We start from the raw sequence: 23,623 nt of genomic DNA, 5'->3' as shown, positions 1-23,623 counted from the left end.
GGGAACATTCTATATGCTGAGATATAGTGATTTAATCCAATTCGAACCGATTGAATCTGTTGTACAGCTGCGTGATGCGGATGATAAAGAGCGCGCGTTCCATTTGCTTGATACATACGTTATTTCAGACCGTATGGCAGAACAGTTGGACGAAATCATCCTTGAGCACATTCAGTTTGATCGTATGGTCGATAACAAAGGGTTGTTGATTGTTGGAAACTATGGTACAGGGAAATCGCACTTAATGAGTGTCATCTCTACCATTGCCGAGCAGCCGGGTGCAAGCGAACATATTAAAAACGAGCAGGTGGCAAAGAAAGCAAAGGAAATTGAAGGGAAATTTAAAGTCATCCGAACAGAAATTGGTGCTGTCTCGATGTCGTTGCGCGACATTATTTGCCAGGCATTGCAGCAAGGGCTGGCTAATTTAGGAATTGATTATACATTTCCAAAAGCTAACGAAGTGACAAATAACAAAGATATGCTTTACGAAATGATGGAATTATTCCATGAACAATATCCTGAACACGGCCTGATGCTTGTCGTAGACGAGCTGTTAGACTATTTGCGGGGGCGGAAAGAGCAAGAACTTACTTTAGACTTAGGCTTTTTACGCGAATTTGGAGAAGTTTGCAGCAAAACCCGTCTACGCTTTATTGCCGGCATTCAAGAAATGCTGTTTGATAATCCGAAATTCCAATTTGTTGCTGATTCCTTACGTCGCGTTAAAGAACGTTTCCAAGAAGTGCGTATTGTCCGCGAAGACATCGCTTACGTGGTGTCAGAACGCTTATTGAAAAAAGATGAAAAACAAAAAGCGTTAATTCGCGAGCACCTAAGCAAGTTTACGCCACTTTACCATGGTCTTAGTGAAAATATGGAGACGTACGTCAATTTATTCCCAATTCATCCGGCATACTTAGAAACGTTTGAAAAAGTAAATATTGCTGAAAAACGTGTTGTATTGCAAACGATTAGCAGAGAAATCCGCAAGCTGATGACAAAAGAAGTGCCGGAAAATGAAACAGGGATCATTTCGTTTGATAGCTACTGGCAATATATTGAAGAAGACTCGTCGTTAAGAAGCAATCCGAATGTTAGAGAGGTCATGGGCAAAGTTCAGACGTTGAAAGATAAAGTGCAAAGCGGCTTGACACGACCTGCATATAAACCAGCTGCGTTGCGCATTATCGACGCGCTTGCCGTCTATCGTTTGACTACCGATGATCTAAATGCACCGATCGGGTTAACATCAGAAGAGCTAAGGGATAAGCTATTTTTAAACATTAGTACGCTATTAGATATGGATGAAGAAAATCCAGCTGACTTTTTGCGAACAACGATTGAGTCTGTTTTAAAACAAATTATGACAGCTGTCAGCTTCCAATATATTTCCGCCAACCAGGAAAACGGACAATATTATCTAGATATCAAAAAAGATATTGCTGTGGATGAACTGATTGAAAAACGCGGCGAAGAGTTAACCGATAATCAATTGGACAGCTACTATTTTGACGTACTAAAACAGGCAATGGAAGTGCTTGACCATCCATATGTGACAGGCTATAAAATTTGGCTGCATGAAATTCCGTGGGAGGCTCGCCGCGTCAAACGACAAGGATATATCTTTTTCGGGGCGCCAAATGAACGTTCCACTGCCCAGCCGGAACGTGATTTCTACATTTATATGCTGCAGCCGTTTGAACCGCCGAAATTCCATGATGAAGAAAAGCCGGATGAAGTATTTTTCCGGATGACGAAAAAAGATGATGAGTTCGTCCGTTTATTGCGGCTATACGGCGGTGCAAAAGAAATGAGCAATGATGCGTCAACGACAAAGCATCTTTATTTAAACAAGGTTTCATATTATTTAAAACGCCTTACTGCTTGGTTAAAAGATCATTTTGTCGATGCGTTTGAAATTCAATACCGTGGCAAAAAAGGGTCTGTTTTTGAATTCGGCATGTTTCTTCCTGGTAACGCGACATTGATTGAATTGGTAGACACGGTGGCGGAAGGGCTGCTAAGCCAATGGTTTGAAGAAAAGTACAGCGATTATCCGTCATTCCGAAAACTAGAAAGAACGTATTTAACGAAAGACAATTTAGCGACATACGTCAGCGATGCTCTTTCTTATTTGAACGGAAGAAAAACAAGCCAAGGGGAAGCCATTTTAAACGGATTGGTGCTATTGGACCAAAAAGGAGAAATTAACGTCCGCAACTCTGGCTATGCCCGCTGGGTGATAGAAAAACTTGAAGAAAAAGGACACGGGCAAGTATTGAATCATAATGAACTGATTGAAACCATTTATACGGCGCAAGGCACGGAAGATATAAGACTAACAAAAGAATTCCGCATGGAGCCGGAACTGCTCGTTGTTGTACTAGGTGCTCTTATCCAGCAGGGGGAAATCGTTGTAACGGTAGACAATAAAACATACGAAGCAATGAACTTTGCGGAATTTATTAAACTTCCTTTAAGTAAATTGACGAATTTTAGCCATATTAAAAAGCCAAGCGGTCTTCCGGTCGCGGCGATTCATGCATTAGTGGACATGTTTGACGTTCCAAAAGGAAATGTGACCGATCAAAATTGGCTTGATTTTGCCATTAGGCAAATAATTAGCGGCGCTAAACAAGCGTTGGACAAAACCGTAAGAATGATAAACGATGTACGCCATCAATTTCAAATTTGGGACGGTCCGTTATTCTCAAACGATGAGCGGGCACAGTATATCGCGAAGCTAGAAAGCCTAAAATCGTTTTTAGAAGGCCTTCAAGTATACAATACGCGCGCGAAGCTTACTAACTTAAAATATGGCGTTCTAGAAATCGAGCAGCAAAAAGAAAACTTAGCGGTCGTTGAACAATTGGAGCAGTTGGAGCAAAAAATCAATGAATGTATGAAAATAGTGAATTACTTATCAACCGCGCTCCACATAATGAAAGCAAATAAAAATTGGGCCGAAAATGTCGATATCGCGCTAACCAATCTCGCGGGAGCGCTAAAAGAAAACGGTGATTGCATAGATGAAATTCGTGAGTTAGAAAAATTGAAAGAAGAATATATTGATCATTATTTGCAGTTGCATCATCAAGCGCGGCTAAACGCGACAGAGGAAAATAAGAAAAAAGCGCTGTTAAATGATAAACGTTATTTGGCATTAAAAGAGTTAGCATCAAGAATCGACTTATTGCCGCGTCAGGCATTAGATGAGTGGGTAAAAAACATTCAAGCGCTGAAGGCTTGCTATCAGTTAACTCGCGAACAGCTAGAGCATCAGCAAATTTGCCCGCATTGCAAGTTCAATCCGAACGACGAATTGATGGTACAGCGATATTCATTAGAACAATTAGAGGAACGGCTGGATGATTTGTTGAATACTTGGACCGAGACGCTGTTAACAAACTTTAACGATTCGATGGTGCAGGAAGGAATTTCATTGTTAAGCGAAGAGCAACGACAACTCGTCCAAGAATTCATCAACAAAAAGCAATTTGATTTACCGATTAACATTGGCTTGTTGGAAATCATTAATGATTTGCTGAAAGGAATTCATAAAGAAGAAATTGATGTAGAACAGCTTATCAAAATGATGGGCGACGGCAATCCGTTAACGATCAGTGAAGCACGAAAAAACTTTGAAATGTTAATGAAAGCGATTGTCGGCAACAACCAGCCGGAGCGCGTGCGCATTATTGTGAAGAAATAAAAGGAGGAGACAGCATTGAACGAAAAACAACCAGAAAAACAACTATCGCTTCTTGATGATCATGAACAAGCAGATAACGGTCCCGTTGTCTGCTTAGGCATGACATTTAAAAATGATGAAGAACGGCGGGAATACTTTCGCAATGAACTGCGCAAAAAGCTGCCGGAGCTAAAGAAAATCGAAGGCTTCCCAATAGCGGATGATGAAGATATTATTGCACTATCCGATCCGCCGTACTACACCGCATGCCCGAATCCGTGGATTAACGATTTTATTGAAGAATGGGAACGGGAAAAGAAAGAAAAGTATGGTAGAGATGAGAATGAAGACTATCATCGCGAACCGTTTGCGGCGGATGTGAGTGAGGGGAAGAATGACCCGATTTACAATGCGCATAGTTATCATACGAAGGTTCCATATAAAGCAATTATGAGATATATACTTCATTATACAGAACCAGGTGATATTGTATTTGATGGTTTTTCAGGTTCGGGGATGACTGGTGTTGCAGGTGCTTTTTCTGGAAACTCGGAAATTATTAAGGAATTAGGTTATGAAATAGACGGAAACGATATCTTAATTGATGGTACTATCGTTTCTAAAGTTGGAAAAAGAAATGTTATATTAAATGATTTATCACCAGCCGCAACGTTTATTTCTAGGAATTATAATTATTTTTCCTCAGATATCTATGAAGAAGGATTAAATATTTTGGATACAGTAGAGAGAAAATATCGTTGGATGTATGAAACATATCATGTAGTTGATGGAGAAGAACAAAGAGACATTGAAGGAAATATGGTAAAAGGTGTTATTAGGTATGTTGTTTGGAGTGACGTGTATGTTTGCCCAAATTGCACTCAAGAACTAGTATATTGGGATGTAGCATTAAATTTGAAGGAAGGAAAGTTAACTGACACATTTGCGTGTCCATATTGTTCATCTATTCTTTTTAAAAAGAATCTTGAAAAAGCATGGGAAACTGTTTGGGATAAATCAATCCAATCTATTACTAATAGAGCAAAACAAGTTCCTGTACTGATAAACTACGCTGTAGGGACTCAAAGGTTTAATAAAAAACCTGATAAGTATGATTTAGAGTTAATAAAAAAAATAGAAGCAACAGAGGTTACTGATTGGTTTCCGAAAGATAAAATTCCGGAAGGATATAATACTTCTCAACCAATTAAAAGTCATGGTTTAACCCATGTTCACAATTTTTACACAAAGAGAAATTTAATTATTTTGTCAGCAATATATTCACATTGTAAAACACATGAATTAAAGTTTTTGTTTACGGGTATGTTAACAAGAAGTTCAAAGCAGGCAAGATTTTTAGCAAAAAACTATTTTCATGGAGGGGGAGGATGGGTAGGAACAAGCCTTTCTGGTACATTATTCGTCCCTTCATTAAATATTGAAGTTATTCCAACATTCACTTTTAAAAATCGATTAGAAAAAATGATAAACAATAAAAACAATAAAAATGTGCTAATAAGTACTCAAGCTACGCAGACTATGTGTAATATACCAAATAATACCATAGATTACATTTTTACTGATCCTCCGTTTGGTGGTAATTTGATGTACTCTGAATTGAATTTTAATTTAGAGTCGTGGTTAAAAGTAAAAACCAATTATAAAAATGAAGCCATAGTAAATCAGTTTCAGGGGAAACAACTAGAGGAATATCAAATACTAATGGAATTATGTTTTCAGGAATATTATAGGATTCTTAAGCCAGGACGCTGGATGACCGTTGAATTTAGTAACTCGCAAGCATCTGTATGGAACGCTATCCAAGAAGCTATCCAAAAGGCCGGGTTCGTGATTGCGAATGTTTCTGCTTTAGACAAAAAACAAGGCAGTTTCAAAGCAGTAACCACCACCACTGCCGTCAAACAAGACCTGGTCATTTCTGCCTATAAACCTAAAACCGAACATATTGAGAAGATGCGTCGGGAGCAAAACACGGAAGAATCCGCTTGGACGTTTGTTCGTCAGCATTTAGAACAGCTGCCAGTATTCATTGGAAACAAAGGAGAAGCGCAAATTATCGCAGAGCGCACACCGCGCATTTTATTCGACCGTATGGTGGCGTATCATGTTCAAAATGGGTTGCCTGTTCCGATTTCATCGGCAGAGTTCCAGGCAAAAGTGGCACAGCGGTTCCCAATGCGTGACGGGATGGTATTTTTAGAAAGCCAAGTCGCAGAATATGACAAGAAACGGACGTTAGTAAAAGAATTTGTGCAAATGAGCTTGTTCGTAACGGATGAAACGAGCGCGATCGAATGGCTACGTCAGCAGTTATTAAAGAAACCGCAAACGCGCCAAGATTTGCATCCAAACTTTATGAAAGAAATCCAGCATATTGCCAAACATGAGAAACTGCCAGAACTTGACGATTTGCTCGAGCAAAACTTCCTAAAATACGAAGGCGACGGGCCGGTGCCAGATCAAATCGCCAGCTATCTCCGTCGAAATTATAAAGATTTGCGTGGATTGGAAAACGATGATCCGCAGCTGAAAGAAAAAGCGATGAACCGATGGTATGTGCCGGATCCAAACAAACAAGCAGATTTAGAGAAACTGCGCGAAAAAGCGTTATTGCGGGAGTTTGAAGGATATGTAGAAGAATTGAGCAAGAGCAAGAAAAAGTTGAAACAGTTCCGTACGGAAGCGATCCGCGCAGGATTTAAGAAGGCATGGAGCGAAAAAGATTACGAAACAATCGTGAAAGTCGGTGAACGTCTTCCGGAAAACGTTATTCAAGAGGATGATAAACTGTTAATGTATTACGATAATGCGCAAATCCGTTTAGGAATGTAATAGGAGAAAAAGCCTGGTTTTTGCGGAAAAATCAGGCTTTTTCTCATTTCTGCTGGTATAATGGATTCAAAGAAATTAGTAATTTTAGGTGATAACATGAAAACGTGGCGTGAGGAAGTACTGGAAAAATTTATTCATATCCCGTATTCGCTGCTGTTGGTAAATGATCCAGATTTCTTATTGAATGACGAACAAATTCTTCAACAATTAAGAAGTACTGGATACGAAGTAGTGCACTTTCACGACAGCATTTTCACCCGCTACTTGTATGAAACTCAATTTCGTGAAAGAGTGGAACAAGACGAGTTAAGGCTGCTTATTTATAGCAATGAAACGGAGGAAACATGTTTTCCATACGACTTTTTACAACAAGGTTATCATATACGACTGCATATTCGTGACTTGTTTCCAAAATTTTCAGCAACCGTAGTCCGACAGTTAGATAAAGACGACTTTGATGGATTATATGCTGCTCATAAATCGTATCAAGGGTCTAACAGTGACAAGGAAACATTAGAGTATATCGTGAAACATGTTTATAAAATCCCTTACGAATTGATTGACAGTGAAGTGGAGCTATATAAAATGCTTCTTTCCATCCATTATGAGAAAAAACAATTGCCGCAAAAAGTGCAAGAGTTTTTAATCGAAAAGCTAGCGGAACGAAATGAATTAAAAGGGATGCCAGTGAAGCGTTTGTTGATGTCGACTAGTTATTTTTTTCAATATATCGAAAAACGATGGGTGGAATTTGTTCAGCAGTTGTCGGCGCTAGAAAAGGACCTCATATTAGAAGAAAGCACTTTTTATTTAGCCCATCCTTTTTCCAATCCAGATGTAAGAAGATTAATGAATGATTTGTTTACAGAAGGATATATACGAAAAGCAAAAATAGACGTAACCCGTTCTTTTCCGTCATGGATGAAATCTGGTATAGAAATAGAGAAAGAGGATTCGATGGAGGAAAAACTTCGTCACCTTTATGATAAAATAGTTAAGCAAATTCCAGCGGCAAGCCGTTATAAAGATTGGCTACATATGATGGAATGGATGGCGGAATATAAATGTACCATTCTAGAGGCAAATAAACGGGAATATGAAGAAGAAGCCTATACTCTTTTTCAGCAAGTAAACGGAGCGTTCGAGCAATGGATGATGACGAATTATCGCTCCTTAACAAGCCTGCCACCCATCCCGAAGCCGAAAATGGTTCATCATATTGTGCAGTTTCTCGCTGCCAAACGTGCACAAAACGAAAAAATTGCGTTGCTTGTGATGGACGGCATGAGCTATGTTCAATGGAAGAGAATAAAACATGATTTAGAAAATAAAGGTTTTACTTTTGAAGAACATGGTGTATTTGCGTGGGTGCCGACATTGACATCGGTTTCTCGTCAGGCTATTTTCTCCGGTCATTTTCCATCGGTATTTTCACAATCGATTCATACAACGGCTAAGGAAGAGAATTATTGGAAAACATTTTGGGAAAATAACGGGGTGCTGAAGCAATATGTTTCCTATCAAAAAGGATTAGGAAAAGACCGTTACAAAAAGGAAGAAATCGCAGCATTTCGGCGTCCGAGTATCAAAATATATGGCGCGGTGATTGACAGTATTGACCGATTCATTCATGGAGCTGTACAAGGGGAAAAAAGTTTAATGTCCGAATTGCAATTATGGCTGCATACGGACTACTTAGCGCAGTTATTAGCCGATTTGCATGATGCGAAATTTACGATTTATATCACTTCTGACCATGGAAATACGGAAAGTGTCGGAATCGGAAGGATCTCTGAAGGGGTATTAGCGGAACAAAAAGGAGAGCGTGTCCGCATTTATGACGACGCTGTTTTATGGAAAGAAGCATCGAAAAAAATAAACGGAATTCCTTGGCAAGGAGCAGGGCTTCCAAAAGATTATTACGCTTTATTAGCCCCATATGGACAAGCTTTCGTTCATAAAAATGAACGAATTGTCAGCCACGGAAGTATTAGCATCGAGGAAGTGATCGTTCCATTCATCAGAGTGATTGCGCATTAGGAGGATCATACATGGTAAAACCAGTAGGATTTGATCAAAAAATCATGTTGCATCATTTAGATTTTACAGCGAATGAAGCAAGGAAATTGTCAAGAAAAGAGATGTATGAAGCTCTAGATTATTTTTTGCGAAGCGATATTCAAGGGGCAAAATCTAGGAAAAATGCGATTACGATGTTAATGAAAATATGGTATTTAGTGGACGAGAATGTGATTCGATTACGTGACAGCGTGTTGGAATTATTTCCGCATTTGACAAAAGAAGAGAGGCTGCTTTTGCATTGGGGAATGACCATCCTTGCGTATCCGTTTTTTAAAGATGTTGTCTATGAAATGGGGAAGCTGTTTCGTTTGCAGGATGAAATACCAAGCGCTGTCATCGGAAGAAAGATGAAGGAATTGTATGGCGACCGAAGACGCGTCGAAGTGGCAACGAGCGCGGTATTAACGAGCATAAAAACATGGGAAGCGGTTGGGTGGTTAAAAAGCCGGGCGTATACGCCGCTGCCGAAGGTCGCCATTACCTCAAGGGAACTTCATCCATTTATTACGGAAGTCATTTTGCGGGCAATGAATGTGACTGCGATCCCTGTAGATTTTCTTTATCATCATCCTCTATTTTTTCCGTTTTCGTTTACGATCAGTACAGAGTCATTGCGGAATGCGCACCAGTTTAGCGTGCACCGCCAAGGTATAGATCAATTGATTGTCGAATTATGTGAATCGTGATGGCGTGGGGGTAATGAAGATGTTTCATGCTGGTGAGGTCGTTTATGGTCCGTATTTTCCTGAAAACGTCGAAGTAAAACGTTGCGAACTATTGGAGGATTTCTATATTATTGAAGCAATTGGGCGGGAAACGCATCGGTTTTATGAATTAATGCTGGAAAAGGAAAAAATAGCGGAGTTGAAAAGATTAAAGGAAGATGCAAGCCAGCAGCCTGTACAAGGAGAGGACATTCAGCGATATTTACAATATTTGATGTTCCGCCATGAGATGATGTATTCCCGTATACGGGCATTAGGGAACAAGAAGCTTCTCCCATTGCCGCATCAAATTGAGGCGGTGTATGGAAGAATGCTTCAAGTTCCGCAAATCCGCTTTTTATTGGCGGATGATCCTGGCGCGGGGAAGACGATTATGGCAGGAATGCTAATCAAGGAATTAAAAGCAAGATATAGCATTGAGCGCATTCTTATTTTGACTCCCCCGTTAGTTGTCAAGCAGTGGCAAGAAGAAATGATGGAGAAGTTTCACGAACATTTCTCGATTATGAACCGTCATGTAGTCAAAGAGTACAGCGGGAAAAACCCATTTGTTGATCATCGTCAATGTTTAGCATCGATGTATTGGGCGGCGCGGGAGGATGTGAAGCCGCTTATTCAAGAGGCCGATTTCGATTTAATTATCGTCGATGAAGCCCATAAAATGGCAGCGTATACCGAAGGAACAGTAAAAAAACGGACAACAAGAACGAAGCTGTATCAATTGGGCGAATCGATTTTACGGAAAGCGCCGCATTGTTTATTGCTTACTGCTACTCCGCATAAAGGCGATATGGAGAATTTTCGCCATTTAATGAGGTTAATTGATGAGGATGTTTTTGCGAACATAAAAGGAAATGAGAGCTTGCGTGAAAAAACCAACCCGTTTATGATTCGTCGTTTAAAAGAAAGTATGAAAAATTTTGATGGAACACCGCTGTTTCCGAAGCGGACGACAAAAACGATTCAATATACATTGACCGAAGAGGAGCTAGCTTTATACGACGCAGTTACAGATTATGTTAGGGAACATTTTAACCGTGCGATTCGAAATGGAAGCCATAGCACAGCGTTCGCCATGATGCTGCTGCAACGCCGGTTAAGCTCTTCCCTGGAAGCCATTTTATTATCTTTAAAAAGAAGATATAAACGATTAGTTCATTTATACAAACAGACAGAGCAAGAAAGACGGAAGTATGTAAACAAAATAAATCAAATAGAGTGGGATAATTATTTAGAAGAAGACAGCGAACAGCAGGAGCAATTGGAAAAACAGCTAGTGCAGGCAGTGGACTCGGTTGATCCAGTGGAATTAAAAAAAGAAATCATCGTATTAAAGAAATTAATCGAACAAGCGGAAAATTTGCGTCTGTATGCGGTGGAGAAAAAGTATCAAGAATTAGAAAAAACATTGTTTGGTACAAACGGTCTGCTTCAGCGAAACGAAAAAATTCTCATTTTTACGGAGTATGCGGATACATTGAATTATTTAGAGAAGAAACTGCTTGAACGTGTGCCGAAAGTAGCGAAAATAGTCGGGAGCTTTTCGATCGAAGAACGCCGAAGACAAGTAGAGCTGTTTCGAAATGAATGTTCGATTATGCTAGCAACAGATGCGGGCGGCGAATCGATTAATTTACAATTTTGCAATCAAATGATCAACTATGATATACCGTGGAATCCAAATAAATTAGAGCAGCGAATGGGGCGTATTCATCGGGTTGGACAGAAGAACGAAGTGTTTGTATTCAACTTAGTTGCTCAAAATACCCGGGAAGGTCATGTTCTAATCCGTTTGCTTGAAAAAATGGAGCGCATGAAAGAAGATTTAGGGGCAGATCTAGTTTACAATTTTATCGGCGAAGTAATGGAAGATAAATGGAACAGTTTAGCAAATTTGATGCAGGAAGCGATTTTAAACCGTGAACGTCTGGATGACGTGATTGCCAATATGGAAAAAGTATTGTCGGAAGAACATAAGAAATTGCTTCAACTGCTACAAGAAGAGCGGCTGGCCGAAGATCCAATTGATTTATCTGGATTAAAACGTGAACAAAATGATTTAATCGTAAATCGTATTCCTATTCGGGCATATGCCGATTTGGCAACATACATTTTAAAAAAGAAAAAAGTACGTGTTTACGAATCAAATGATGGGAAAGTAAAACGAGTGGAGCGTTTGCCGAAATTTATTCGTGATCATCTTCCTGAATTGTCCCGGTACCAAGGGGAAAGTTTTCGTTTTACTGGGTTTCGTGAATATGAAACAGAGGAAGTGGCGCTGTTAACGGGTGACCATCCAATTTTTCGATTAAGCATGGATTTGATGAAAAAGGAAATAGAAAAACATGATTGGGAAAGATATTTAGTTACCTATGATGTCCCTGAACCGTTGATGGTAGAAGTATATCAGGTTCGCATTGTAGATGGGACTGGAAAAGAGTTAGAAAATCATTTTATCCATCTAGCAAAGCGGGAAAATGGCGAAATTGTGGTTCTGCATCCGTATTGGCTATTTGTAGGTAATTTTTCTGATCAAGTTCTAGTATTAAATGATTATACATCCAATGATCATACTATCCATGTCATTAAGCATTCTTCCTTCATTCGCGATCAAATACAAGCGAAGCGCCAGAAACAGCTGGATAAAATACTGTCATTTTTGGAAAAATCATTCCATCAGCAATACCAAGATCTGTTGGAAAAAATAGATCAATATCAAAAGGAAAATATCGATAACCGCAATAGTGCTCTGATTAACCAAATGAATGCTCGCATTATTGACTTGGAGATGAAAAAGGAAGAGCGTTTAACCCTCATCCGGCGCCAAAAAAACATTAGTATGAAACCGCCGAAAAAAATGCTTTCCTTACAGCTTGTCCCATCGGGGCGCAGTAAGAGAGTCATGGCGGTAGATTATAAAGAAGTTGTAGAAACGTATGAAAAGGCAAATGGTAGAATGAATGTTAAAATGTTTGATTGCCTTGGATTGGTAGATTTTTATAGCGAACGGTTTAATGGAGAAGAACGCTATATTATTTTAACGAATGACCATAACTATATGCCGTCTGAACAGCATCTGGAAGATTTATCCGACATTTTGTCCAACGTATACATTTATGTTGTTCAAGATGGTCAAATTGTTGAAGAAAGGGCTATGAAGAAGGAAATGTTTATTTTGTAATTAAGTATGTTGGAGAAAATTCATTATTCAAACAGAGGTGACAAGGGTGAAACATTTGCAGCAAAAAATCATTGAATTTCGCGATGCGCGCAATTGGAAACAGTTTCACACCCCAAAAGACTTAGCGATTTCATTATCTCTAGAAGCAGGAGAGTTGCTGGAAAATTTTCAATGGAAAAGCAGCGAAGAAGCTGTAAAAACAAACTTGGAAAATATAAAAGACGAAATTGCCGATGTAGTCATTTATGCGCTCCTGCTATCGCATGAATTAGGGATTGACATGGAAAAAGCTGTTATGGATAAAATAAAGAAAAATGAACAGAAGTATCCGATTGAGAAATCGTTTGGGTCGAAAAAGAAATATACTGAATTATAAAGTTGAAATAGTATTAATTGATTTGTTAGATGTAGAAAAAACGTGAATTATGTCACAAAAAGGTGATAGAGATGATTGTGTATGAAGCAACGAAAGATGAATTTTTAAATGATGTATTTGAGGATAAACTTGTACAAAATATTTGCGAAAATTTTAAAGCAAAAATTGGCGGAATAAACGAACGTGAGATTCGAGCATGGGATAATTCGATGCAGTATATGTATCGCGTGTTGAGCGATCATGAAATTCCAAGTAATACAGGAATAGCGATTGAATTTAAAATTCCTCATACTTCTAAAAGAGTGGACTTTCTTATTTCTGGGATCGATGAACGTAATAACCATTCTGTCGTCATTGTGGAATTAAAACAATGGGAAAGCGTAGAAAAGGTTAATGGTAAAGAAGCAATAGTAAAAACGGTGATTAATCGTCATCTTGTAGAGACAACTCATCCATCCTATCAAGCATGGTCTTATGCATCTTTGATCAAAGATTACAACGAAAATGTCCAAAATGATGATATTCAGCTTTATCCGTGTGCGTATTTACATAATTATATCCGTTTAGGACAAAGCGATCCCGTGACCGATGAGATCTATCAATATTATATTAATAAAGCACCTTTATTTTTAAAAGGAGATGCCGCGAAGTTACGTTCCTTTATAAAACGACATATAAAATACGGAGATAACAAGAAGAATCTTTATAAAATTGAAAATGGACGCATTCGTCCATCAAAATCTCTTCAAGATTCTTTGAATAGTATGCTAAAAGGTAATCAAGAGTTTATTATGATTGATGACCAAAAGGTTGTGTACGAAGAAGCTCTTCAATTAGCAGCGAAAGCAGTTAGTACAAATCAAAAACAAGTATTAATTGTCGAAGGTGGTCCGGGAACAGGAAAATCCGTATTGGCAATTAATCTACTTGTGGAATTAACCAACCGCAATCTAGTTTGCCAATACGTTACCAAAAACGCTGCACCAAGAAAAGTATATGCTCAAAAGTTAAAAGGTGATTTTCGAAAGAGTCATATTGATAATTTGTTTACTAGTTCTGGGAGCTATGTTAATGCCCTTCCGAATGAATTTGACGTTCTTATTGTTGATGAAGCACACCGTCTTAATGAGAAATCAGGTATGTTTCAGAATCTTGGAGAAAACCAAATAAAAGAAATCATCCATGCATCAAAACTAGCCATTTTTTTCATCGATGAACGGCAGCGTGTTACATTAAAGGATATTGGAAGTATAGAGATGATTCAAAAATTTGCGAACGAATATAAAGCAAGCATAACTAAAATGAAACTCGAGTCTCAGTTTCGCTGCAACGGTTCCGATGGTTATTTAGCTTGGATTGATGATGTGTTGCAAATTCGTAAAACAGCAAACTACAATTACTTCGACAGCAATTATGATTTTCGCATTTACTCTAATCCGAATGAAATGCGTAAAGAAATTGAGAGGTTAAATAAAGTAAACAATAAATCCCGCATAGTAGCTGGATATTGTTGGGATTGGATCAAAGAAGGAAAAAACAATCCAAATATTCATGATATTGTTATTCCCGAATATAACTTTAGTATGAGTTGGAATCTTGCCAATTCCGAAACATGGGCAATTGATGAAGATTCTGTTCATCAAGCGGGCTGCATCCATACGTGCCAGGGACTAGAGTTTGACTATGTAGGTGTGATTATTGGGGATGATTTAATCTATAAAGACGGACAAGTTCAAACAGATTATACGAAGCGCGCTAAAACGGACCAATCACTGAAAGGTTTAAGAAAAATGTTGAAAGAAAAACCAGAAGAGGCTTTGAAACTTGCAGATGAGATTATTCGAAATACATACAGAACTTTATTGACACGAGGCCAGAAAGGATGCTTTGTCTATTGCACGAATAAAGAGTTAGAAAATTATTTAAGAAAACGATTAAATGAGGTTCAATATGCAACTCAACCTAATTCAAATTCAATGGTAGCAGAGAAGCGGGGAGAATACTGACAAGTTCATATTGTTGAATGGTTTGGCAACTATTTGTGTAACTTTTACCTCTCTTTTTTCACTAGTCAAGATTAAAAAACATATGCTTCTTTTCTGAAGCTTAAAAAATAGATTTGCCTGTAAGCACTTTGAAGCAATCGGCACGAATATTAAATTTGTCGGTCCGGAGAATGATGTGGAGGCGTTTATGCTGCAGGCGGTTAGCCGTTAATGATGCATTACAGGAGGCTGTCCCAAAAGGTGGTAAAACGACCTTTTGTGGCCAGCTTTTTTTATTGAATGCTCTCTCTCCTCTCTTTTTCCTTTCCAGCATTTGTGGCATACTATAGTCAAAGAGGAGGGGCAATATGATGGTTAAGGTTGAGGTTAAACCCAATGTTCTACAATGGGTGATCAAACGCATGGATAATTTTGATCGACTGAAGGATCAGTTTCCTAATATTGATAAATGGATCAATCAAGAAAGCCAGCCGACGCTTAAGCAGTTAGAAAAACTTGCAAAAATGACAGCTGTACCTCTTGGTTATTTTTTTCTCCCTAATCCACCAGAGGAGAAGTTGAGTATTCCTTATTATCGCACGGTGAGAGATGAAGGGGCTGTCCGTCCGAGTCCCAATCTTTTGGAAACGGTTCAAACGATGGAAAGACGGCAACAGTGGATGCGCGATTATTTAATTCAGCTAGGCAATCCGCCTTTAAATTATGTGGGGCGTGCGAACTTGTCAATGGATCCAAAACTCGTTGCACAAGATATGCGAAGAACGTTAAGTTTGGAAGATGGATGGGCATCAAAACAATCAACTTGGCAGGAAGCTTTACGCAATCTTATTAGAAAAACTGAAGATATCGGCATTATTGTCGTCATTAATGGAGTAGTCGGCAATAATACACATCGAAAACTGGATGTTGCGGAATTTCGCGGTTTTGTTCTTATTGATGACTATGCCCCTTTAATATTTATAAATGGAAGAGACGGAAAAGCTGCGCAAATGTTTACATTGGTCCACGAACTTGCTCATATTTGGTACGGGGCGAGTGCCGCATTCGATTTAAAAAGTCTTCAGCCTGCTGATGCTGAAATTGAAAACGTGTGCAACAAAGCAGCTGCTGAGTTTCTTGTCCCTGAAGATGAATTAATTATTATATGGAAACAGGTTGGTCAATCGGAAGATCGTTTTGAACAAGTGGCTCGCCATTTTAAGGTTAGTGAAATTGTGGCGGCACGTAGAGCTCTAGACTTAAACCTTGTGACAAAAGAGGAGTTTTTTTCATTTTATGAAGATTATATGAAACGGCTTCGGCAACAAACGGAACAAACGAAAACAAACGGAGGCAATTTTTACGCAACTCAAACGATGCGTATCGGCCGTCATTTTGCGGAAGCGGTCATAAGGGCGGCAAAGGAAGGAACGATTCTTTATCGTGAAGCCTATCAATTGACGGGGCTTTCTGGTGACACTTTTGCTAAGTTTGCCGAATATGTTGATACGGGGAGATATGTATGAGTTCTAGCCATAAATTTGTGATTGATACGAACATTTTTATTGAAGCCTATAAAAGGTATTATTCTTTTGATATCGCTCCTTCCTTTTGGGATGCCCTGCTTCAACATGCCGAAAACGGCAACATCATAAGCATTGACCGTGTTAAACAGGAAATTAATAGCTTTCATAAAAATGATGAATTAAGCGAGTGGGCCAATCATTATTTTGCCCAATGGTTCGAGCCAACCGATAAGATTGAAGTTCTTAGAACATATCAAGAAATTATTACCTGGGCTGTTCAGCAGGGACAATATTTTGAGGCGGCAAAAAGAGAGTTTGCTAGTGCAGCAGATAGTTGGTTAATAGCGTTTGCAAAGACATACAATTTTATTGTAGTAACACATGAACAATTTCATCCTAATTCCAAAAGCAGAATTTTTATTCCTAATGTTTGCCATGCATTCAATGTGCCCTATGTCGATACATTTGACATGTTGCGCCGGTTAAGTATAAAGTTTTGAGCCTATGTCTGTCATTCTCTGTAGTACTAGTCTTTTAACATTTGCAGTGAACGGCCTATTGAATTGAAAGAAGAATTGGGTAAAAGAAAACATGAGTGATTGGTGTAAATTAGCACATTATTTTAGAATCCTTTTTCAAATTACAAATAAACACTGTCATTCATATGTATGATAAGCCAAGAGGAGAGATATTATGCCCGCTCCTTTTATTTTTACTTAAACAAAGATCTTTTTTGTATTCACGAATTGCTTTGTTTATTGATGGTCGGTATCTCCACAATGTGCTAAAAGGGCATTAAAAAACAAAAAATTGACTACATTAACATGGTTCATGATCATTTCTTCTAAGAATGCGCTTCTACCATGGTCTTCCTTATCAATCATCCAATTCATCTTCAGAATGAATACTTCTCAAATGCACAAAGTTTTTATTTCTGAAAGCGGGAGGTTTCATTGATTATTGCAAGTAACATTGAAGAAATTGAGAACGCTTTTGATTTTACCGACAGTATAATAACGGGTGTTAAATGGGCTAATCATTTAACAGATTTATCAATCAGCTTAGATTATTATTGGGATATACAAGACGGTAAGAGTAAAACTAGGGAATTGACACTGTTTTTAAGGACTGCCTAAAAGCAGAATTTAGTATGCCAAGTAAGTTTACCTAACTGTCAAAAGACGAGATTAACGTGAATAGTTGGTTTACGATCGTATTATTTGAAAGGGTGTACAACAGCCGACAGACTAATATGGGCTTGCATCACATTAACATCTATACTTTTGATTATACACATCCTTGGGTAAAGATATTATGTAAAGAAGTCATTCTTGAACAAAAGTAGAACTTTAATCGGCTGCAAGCCTTCAGGTTATGTTCCAATGGTTCCTCAGTATTTGCACATGATCTTAGATCATCCATTTGGATGAAAATCGAACGAAGCTGTCCCAAACAGCCGTTTTACCGGCCTTCCGGGACAGCTTCAATGTGTAAATTCAACTCTCTAAAATACGGATTATAAAGTTGCTTAGCATAATAATCAGTCATTATGGCTATATAATCGCATATAACACGTTTTGTCGGGTTCCTTTTGGCTTCATGCATGATACTTAATTCAGATTTTTATTTCAAATCGTTCTATTCTTACTATAATTCCGAAAGATGATGATATAATATACGGTGGATCGATTTGGAAAGGCGGTGAGATTGTGAACCACTATTATTTTTCTGAATGTAAGGCGAATGAAAAAGCATCGGATATTCCCATTCATCTTTATACGGTTCCTTTATCTAATCCGCACGAAAAATATTCTTATGCCCATTCGATCGCTTATGAACTGAGAAAGCTAAATTCGTACATAACGGTGGCGGCGCACGGACAGTATATAGCGTCGTTTGAAGAGATTTGTCATTGGGGAGATCATCGTTATATTCAGCACGAATATCGGCCCATTCAATGTTCTTTGCCTATGGAAAGAACAATTTTGGAAAGATTATTAAAGAAAGAATTAGAGAATCGTTGTAAAAGCAGCTATAAGATGGATAACGACTTATTCCATTTAGCCAATGAACAGTCGATGCATGTCGGTGAAATTAGCATTCATCCGGCGATCTATATTTCCTTTTCAGTCGAAGAAAATGGAGATATTTTCGTCGGTTTTGATTATCAGCACCGTTTTGAATATCGAAAAACATTGCAAGATGTGATCAATAATGATCCATCGCTTCTCAAAGAAGGAATGGAGGTTGTCGATCCATTTAATAGACGAGCATACTATTACACTTTTGTGGGGATGGCTGACTATACAGCCGGGCAAAAAAGTCCGTTTTTACAACAAAGTGTCATTGATTATTACTTAGAAAAAAATGAACTGTGGAAGCTAAAAGGGGTTCATGAAAAAACACCGGTCGTACATGTAAAAAACAGAGACGGCCATCTTCTTCCATATTTGCCCCATTTGCTAAAATTAACTTGTTCATATGAGCAATTGCTGCCATCGATGACGAAGGAAGTGAATCGCCTGATTAAGCTGTCACCAAATGAAAAAATGTTTAAGCTTTATACAGAAACGTTCCGCTTGCTTAGGCAACAACAAGTGTTGACGTTCCAAAAAGAAAATGTGCGGGCGGTTAACCTAGGCTATGATGTTAATGAGTTGGATTCCCCGATAATGGAGTTTGGACAAGGATATAAAACAAATGAGATTTATAGAGGGCTTAAGCAGTCGGGAGTGTATGAACCGAGCAGTGTAGCCGTCAGTTTTTTCGTCGATCCAGAGCTGAACTATGACCCACAAAAGCGAAAAGAAGTAGGATGTTTTGTAAAAAAGCTAGAATCAATGTCTGAAGCGCTTGGTGTAAAGCTTAATATTTCCGATCAGCCTCGCCAACTATACGGTCAATTGCCAAAAGACTTTTTTAAGCAAGATAACCTGTCGTATCATTTGAAATCCATTACTGACCAGTTCCGCGGAACAGTAGTAGTGGTCATTGGAACAGAAGAAAATATTGATCGCGCCTACGTTACGATTAAAAAAGAATTTGGCGGAAAAGAAGACTTGATGACGCAATTTGTTGGGTTCACTTCTTCTTTAGTTACGGAAAATAATATCTTTCACTACTATAATATTTTGCTGGGGATTTATGCCAAGGCAGGAGTTCAGCCTTGGATCTTGGCCAGCCCGATGCATTCAGATTGCTTCATTGGCTTGGATGTCAGCCATGAGTACGGAAAGCACGCCTCTGGGATCATTCAGGTGATTGGACGCGATGGAAAAATCATTAAACAAAAATCAGTTGCCAAGGCGGAATCAGGGGAAATAATCGCTAATTCCACAATGGAAGAGATTGTGAATGAAAGCATATACAGCTATGAACAAACCTATGGAGCAAAGCCACGGCATATTACTTTTCACCGCGATGGTATTTGTCGGGAGGATCTAGATTTTTTGCAAGCTTATTTGCGATCATTTCAAATTCCTTTTGATTTTGTAGAAATCATAAAAAAACCGCGAAGAAGAATGGCTATTTATTCAAATCAAAAATGGGTGACGAAGCAAGGAATATACTATTCAAAAGGAAACACGGCGTATTTATGTGCGACAGATCCGAGAGAGTCTGTAGGTATGGCACAACTTGTAAAAATTGTGCAAAAAACGAATGGTCTGTCTGTTCATGAGATTGTTTCTGATGTATATAAGCTATCGTTTATGCATATTCATTCCATGCTGAAGACACGCTTGCCGATTACGATCCATTACGCCGATTTGAGTTCTACTTTCCATAACCGCGGGTTGATTCACCCTCGTTCACAGCATGAAAGGGCATTGCCGTTTGTGTGATATGAAAGGGTTGCTTGCCCGCCACTCTCTAAGGATTACTGGGATTTGTAGAAGCAGAGAGTCATTGCTTGGCTCTCTGTTTTTGTTTTATCCCATGTAGGAATTTCGCACATGTTGTCGAATAACGTATGTGAATTTTCACATGTGAGGTGAATGTATGGTTGTTGACCATGACCGCTTATTTAAGGAGTTGATCCAAACATTTTTTGAAGAGTTTATCCTTCTCTTTTTCCCTGAAATGTACGAGTATATTGATTTTCAGCATTTGTCTTTTTTATCCGAAGAACTGTTCACCGATGTAACGGCAGGGGAGAAGTATCGCGTCGATTTGTTAGTCGAAACGAAATTAAAAGGGGAAGATGGGTTGATCATCGTCCATATTGAAAATCAAAGCTACGTGCAATCGTCGTTTCCGGAACGGATGTTCATTTACTTCAGCCGCTTGTTTGAGAAATACCGCACGAATGTCGTTCCGATTGCCGTTTTCAGCTACGATACAATCCGCGACGAACCCTCTTCGTTTACGCTTCCACTTCCGTTTGGCAACATCCTTCACTTCCGCTTTTTCACCGTCGAACTACGCAAACAAAATTGGCGCAACTACATTCGCATTGACAACCCGATCGCCGCTGCGCTGTTAAGCAAAATGGGTTATACTGAAAGTGAACGAATCGAATTGAAAAAACAGTTTTTACGCATGTTAGTTCGTTTAGAGCTGGATGAAGCAAAGCAGCGGCTGTTAATGGCTTTTTTGAAACATATGTGAAATTGTCGGATGAAGAAGAACAACAATTACGAAACGAGGTGAATCAAATGGAAACGAAAGAAAAAGAGCAAGTGTTGGAATTGTTGATTTCGTATGAACAAAAAGGAAAACGTGAAGGAGCTAAGCAAAAAGAGCGAGAAATGATGCGAAAAATGATTGCAAAAGGAATGAGCATTGCCGATATTGCACATATATTTGACCTAACGGAAGAAGAAGTTCATAAAAGGGTTAACGATTGACCACGACCGCTTGTTTAAATAAAAAGATGGCACAGCGTTTTTTAATGGTTTTATTCTTGTATTGGCCTGGTACCTGCTGTTACCCGCTAAAGAGGAAAGCTACCCTAAGCTGATGGGGTAGTTTTTTGTTGTGATCGCCCGATTTTTCAGTCGGCATATTAGTTGATTACGTATAGGAAATTTGTAAATAATTTGACAATATTCGACAGCATTTTTCTGCAAATATTAGTACAATCGAGTTAAATGAGCTTTTTTGGATTTAGGAATAAGGAAGGGGAATACAATGACAACGATTTGCAAAGCTGACTACTATTACGGAGCGTTGCTTTCTGCGTTGGTCAACGGGGGACTTGCACCGGCTTTGTTTGAAAAAGAAAACGACAATCGGCAAATATACGAAGTCACGACGAATAAAGCGAGTTATATCATTTATACGAAGTACAATACCACTCCATCAGGCTCCAAAGATTTTACCTGGTCTTTTTCATTTAGCGACAATGAGATCGAGGAAATTGCCAAGATTCATCAAGGAAATAAAGAAAAAACATTAATCTTTGCCTTTATTTGTAGCCAGAAGCAATTAAGCGACTACAATCAAGTCATTGCCATCGTCTACTGGGACGAATTTCTCGAGTGCGTGGATATCGAAAAAGAACAGATTCGTGGAACAGCACGGCTGTCAGTGAAAGCGGTCAAAAGTTCCCCGTGGCTTCGCATTTACGGCAGCAAGCGTGCCGATATGCTAGACGGAAAAGACAATACGATAAGAATTGAAAGAAGTCGATTGAGCAGTTTGTAACAATAACATTTGGGGGCGGGGAGGGGAATTGTGAATATGGGTCTTTTCTATACATTGCTTCTTTTGCTCTTGCTTGTTTTGCTGGCAAGATGGATCAAGTCAAAAGAAGCGGAATGGATTGGATCGTATGGAGAATATAAAGTCCGTAAAGCAATTAAAAATATAGAAGCAACATCATCCGGAAAATACAAAGCTTTTCATAACCTGTATATTCCAAAACAAGACGGTTCAACTTCGCAAATTGATCATGTTATCCTTTCCGATCAAGGACTGTTTGTCATCGAAACGAAAAATTACAGCGGCTGGATTTTCGGAGATGAAACGTCAAAATATTGGACGCAAGTCATTTATAAACGAAAAGAAAAATTTCTTAATCCTATTTTGCAGAACAAAGGGCATATCAAGGCGTTAAGAGACTGGCTTGGGGAGGAGTTTGCGCATATTCCGATGCACTCGGTTGTCGTGTTTTTGCCGCGGGCAAAGTTTAAATCAAATGCTCATTTTGCCCATGATTATGTGGTTTATCCGAAACAATTGAAACAAGTGCTCGAGCAACACCAAACAAAAGTGATCGATAGGGAAACAAAGCAACGTTTAGCTCAAAAATTAGAAACAGTGCTTGCCAAAGATAAGACACAAGAAAAAGAAATGAAAAAGCGGCACGTGCAAACGATTCAAACGAAGCAAAAGCAGACGGAACAACATATACAGCAAAACCGTTGTCCAAAATGTGGCGGTGTTCTAATCGTTCGGAAAGGGAAATACGGAACATTTAAAGGTTGCAATAATTATCCGAAATGCAAGTTTACGCAGTCGATTGGCTGAACTTGCAACATGGCGATCGGGTAGCAACTATAGATAAGGGAAGGAGGAAAATGATGTTTTCTATTCACGAGGAATTGGAACGCCTATCGCAAAAGTATCGATTTTTTGCTTCAAAAGAAGCGTTTAAACAGTCATTAAAATTTCAGCTTCAAGAAAAATTCCGCGTCGAGGAGAACAAACGCTTTCATGATTATCTGATCGATTTGTGGGTGGAAGAACCGGAAAGTGGGCGCCAATACGCGATTTGTTTAATGAACAAGCTCGCTCGGGTCACGATAAAGCAAAACGGGCAAACGATTGAATTGAAGCACCACGGTGCTCAGGATCAGGGTCGTTATGATTTTTTGGCGCAAGTGGAAAAGTTAGAACGAATAACAATGGGGAGAAGGAATGTATACGGGATCGTTGTGCTGCTAACGAATGACCATTTGTATTGGACCGAGCCGATGCGACCAAATACGGTGGACTGCGAGTTTCGCATTCATGAAAACCGGATCATCACCGGGGAGTTAAAATGGCAGGAACGTGCATCAGCAGGGACGAAAGAAAACCGTGATGCGCCGATCTTTATTAAAGGGAGATATCAATTGAAATGGCATCATTATTCTACCATCAACCAAGACAAACATGGCGAGTTCCGATATGTAGCTGTTCATGTTGGGGACGTATATAGTTGAGAGAAATAGTTTTAGTGTCTGTTGTCACCTGTCGAAGAAAAGCTGTGTCAGGA

At 38.9% G+C, this 23,623-nt stretch carries 15 protein-coding genes and 1 pseudogene; 15 read left to right on the top strand and 1 reads right to left on the bottom strand.

Annotated features, from left to right (window positions below; all coding sequences use genetic code 11):
* Window positions 1-13: 13 nt before the first annotated feature.
* The 10 genes from FNL97_RS10855 (at window position 14) to FNL97_RS10810 (ending at window position 17,558) form a co-directional block, all read left to right on the top strand.
* A complete protein-coding gene (locus FNL97_RS10855; protein WP_143415788.1) occupies window positions 14-3,715 on the top strand; it encodes a DUF6079 family protein in 3,702 nt (1,233 codons plus the stop codon).
* Between the two features lie 99 nt (window positions 3,716-3,814).
* Complete coding sequence (locus FNL97_RS10850; protein ID WP_143415787.1) at window positions 3,815-6,547, top strand: DNA methyltransferase; 2,733 nt, start codon at window positions 3,815-3,817, stop codon at window positions 6,545-6,547.
* Between the two features lie 96 nt (window positions 6,548-6,643).
* Window positions 6,644-8,587, top strand: a complete 1,944-nt coding sequence (pglZ, locus tag FNL97_RS10845) for a BREX-3 system phosphatase PglZ (protein ID WP_143415786.1) — start codon at window positions 6,644-6,646, stop codon at window positions 8,585-8,587.
* Between the two features lie 11 nt (window positions 8,588-8,598).
* Entirely contained in the window at window positions 8,599-9,315 is a 717-nt protein-coding gene (locus FNL97_RS10840; RefSeq protein WP_143415785.1) for a hypothetical protein, read from the top strand.
* A 19-nt stretch (window positions 9,316-9,334) separates the two neighbouring features.
* Window positions 9,335-12,535, top strand: a complete 3,201-nt coding sequence (locus tag FNL97_RS10835) for a DEAD/DEAH box helicase (protein WP_143415784.1) — start codon at window positions 9,335-9,337, stop codon at window positions 12,533-12,535.
* Window positions 12,536-12,581: 46 nt separating this feature from the next.
* Complete coding sequence (locus FNL97_RS10830) at window positions 12,582-12,911, top strand: nucleotide pyrophosphohydrolase (RefSeq protein ID WP_062679363.1); 330 nt, start codon at window positions 12,582-12,584, stop codon at window positions 12,909-12,911.
* A 71-nt stretch (window positions 12,912-12,982) separates the two neighbouring features.
* Window positions 12,983-14,917 carry a DUF2075 domain-containing protein gene (locus FNL97_RS10825; protein WP_062679364.1) on the top strand — a complete coding sequence of 645 codons (1,935 nt, stop codon included), beginning with the start codon at window positions 12,983-12,985 and terminating at the stop codon, window positions 14,915-14,917.
* A gap of 347 nt (window positions 14,918-15,264) precedes the next feature.
* On the top strand, window positions 15,265-16,422 hold the full coding sequence (locus FNL97_RS10820) for an ImmA/IrrE family metallo-endopeptidase (RefSeq protein ID WP_286173356.1): 1,158 nt from the start codon (window positions 15,265-15,267) through the stop codon (window positions 16,420-16,422).
* Window positions 16,419-16,922 carry a DUF4411 family protein gene (locus tag FNL97_RS10815; protein WP_033025174.1) on the top strand — a complete coding sequence of 168 codons (504 nt, stop codon included), beginning with the start codon at window positions 16,419-16,421 and terminating at the stop codon, window positions 16,920-16,922. The genes FNL97_RS10820 and FNL97_RS10815 overlap by 4 nt, the downstream gene beginning before the upstream one ends.
* Before the next feature lie 453 nt (window positions 16,923-17,375).
* On the top strand, window positions 17,376-17,558 hold the full coding sequence (locus FNL97_RS10810) for a hypothetical protein (protein ID WP_143415783.1): 183 nt from the start codon (window positions 17,376-17,378) through the stop codon (window positions 17,556-17,558).
* A gap of 325 nt (window positions 17,559-17,883) precedes the next feature.
* Here the strand turns inward: FNL97_RS10810 and FNL97_RS10805 are convergent, their stop codons facing one another.
* Entirely contained in the window at window positions 17,884-18,027 is a 144-nt protein-coding gene (locus FNL97_RS10805; RefSeq protein WP_121678422.1) for a hypothetical protein, read from the bottom strand.
* A 104-nt stretch (window positions 18,028-18,131) separates the two neighbouring features.
* On the opposite strand from FNL97_RS10805, the gene FNL97_RS10800 reads away from it, so the two are divergent.
* The 5 genes and pseudogenes from FNL97_RS10800 (at window position 18,132) to FNL97_RS18155 (ending at window position 23,570) form a co-directional block, all read left to right on the top strand.
* A complete protein-coding gene (locus FNL97_RS10800) occupies window positions 18,132-20,264 on the top strand; it encodes a Piwi domain-containing protein (RefSeq protein ID WP_143415782.1) in 2,133 nt (710 codons plus the stop codon).
* A gap of 157 nt (window positions 20,265-20,421) precedes the next feature.
* Window positions 20,422-21,269 (top strand): annotated as a pseudogene (locus FNL97_RS10795) (Rpn family recombination-promoting nuclease/putative transposase).
* Window positions 21,270-21,552: 283 nt separating this feature from the next.
* Window positions 21,553-22,068: a hypothetical protein gene (locus FNL97_RS10790; RefSeq protein WP_143415781.1), complete on the top strand. Its 516-nt coding sequence runs from the start codon at window positions 21,553-21,555 to the stop codon at window positions 22,066-22,068.
* A 36-nt stretch (window positions 22,069-22,104) separates the two neighbouring features.
* Window positions 22,105-22,893: an NERD domain-containing protein gene (locus FNL97_RS10785; RefSeq protein ID WP_143416319.1), complete on the top strand. Its 789-nt coding sequence runs from the start codon at window positions 22,105-22,107 to the stop codon at window positions 22,891-22,893.
* A 50-nt stretch (window positions 22,894-22,943) separates the two neighbouring features.
* Window positions 22,944-23,570, top strand: a complete 627-nt coding sequence (locus tag FNL97_RS18155) for a hypothetical protein (protein WP_233252954.1) — start codon at window positions 22,944-22,946, stop codon at window positions 23,568-23,570.
* Window positions 23,571-23,623 lie beyond the last annotated feature (53 nt).

This window comes from Geobacillus sp. E263, from assembly GCF_007197795.1.
GTDB lineage: Bacteria > Bacillota > Bacilli > Bacillales > Anoxybacillaceae > Parageobacillus_B > Parageobacillus_B toebii.
The sequence above is the reverse complement of the archived record's forward strand: the minus strand, read 5'-3'. Positions and strand labels throughout refer to the sequence as shown.

Coding starts and splice junctions, on each gene's coding strand:
- FNL97_RS10855 (WP_143415788.1), top strand. CDS start 14: ATGCTGAGATATAGTGATTTAATCCAATTCGAACCGATTGAATCTGTT.
- FNL97_RS10850 (WP_143415787.1), top strand. CDS start 3,815: ATGACATTTAAAAATGATGAAGAACGGCGGGAATACTTTCGCAATGAA.
- pglZ (WP_143415786.1), top strand. CDS start 6,644: ATGAAAACGTGGCGTGAGGAAGTACTGGAAAAATTTATTCATATCCCG.
- FNL97_RS10840 (WP_143415785.1), top strand. CDS start 8,599: ATGGTAAAACCAGTAGGATTTGATCAAAAAATCATGTTGCATCATTTA.
- FNL97_RS10835 (WP_143415784.1), top strand. CDS start 9,335: ATGTTTCATGCTGGTGAGGTCGTTTATGGTCCGTATTTTCCTGAAAAC.
- FNL97_RS10825 (WP_062679364.1), top strand. CDS start 12,983: ATGATTGTGTATGAAGCAACGAAAGATGAATTTTTAAATGATGTATTT.
- FNL97_RS10820 (WP_286173356.1), top strand. CDS start 15,265: ATGATGGTTAAGGTTGAGGTTAAACCCAATGTTCTACAATGGGTGATC.
- FNL97_RS10815 (WP_033025174.1), top strand. CDS start 16,419: ATGAGTTCTAGCCATAAATTTGTGATTGATACGAACATTTTTATTGAA.
- FNL97_RS10805 (WP_121678422.1), bottom strand. CDS start 18,027: ATGCATGAAGCCAAAAGGAACCCGACAAAACGTGTTATATGCGATTAT.
- FNL97_RS10790 (WP_143415781.1), top strand. CDS start 21,553: ATGACAACGATTTGCAAAGCTGACTACTATTACGGAGCGTTGCTTTCT.
- FNL97_RS10785 (WP_143416319.1), top strand. CDS start 22,105: ATGGGTCTTTTCTATACATTGCTTCTTTTGCTCTTGCTTGTTTTGCTG.
- FNL97_RS18155 (WP_233252954.1), top strand. CDS start 22,944: ATGATGTTTTCTATTCACGAGGAATTGGAACGCCTATCGCAAAAGTAT.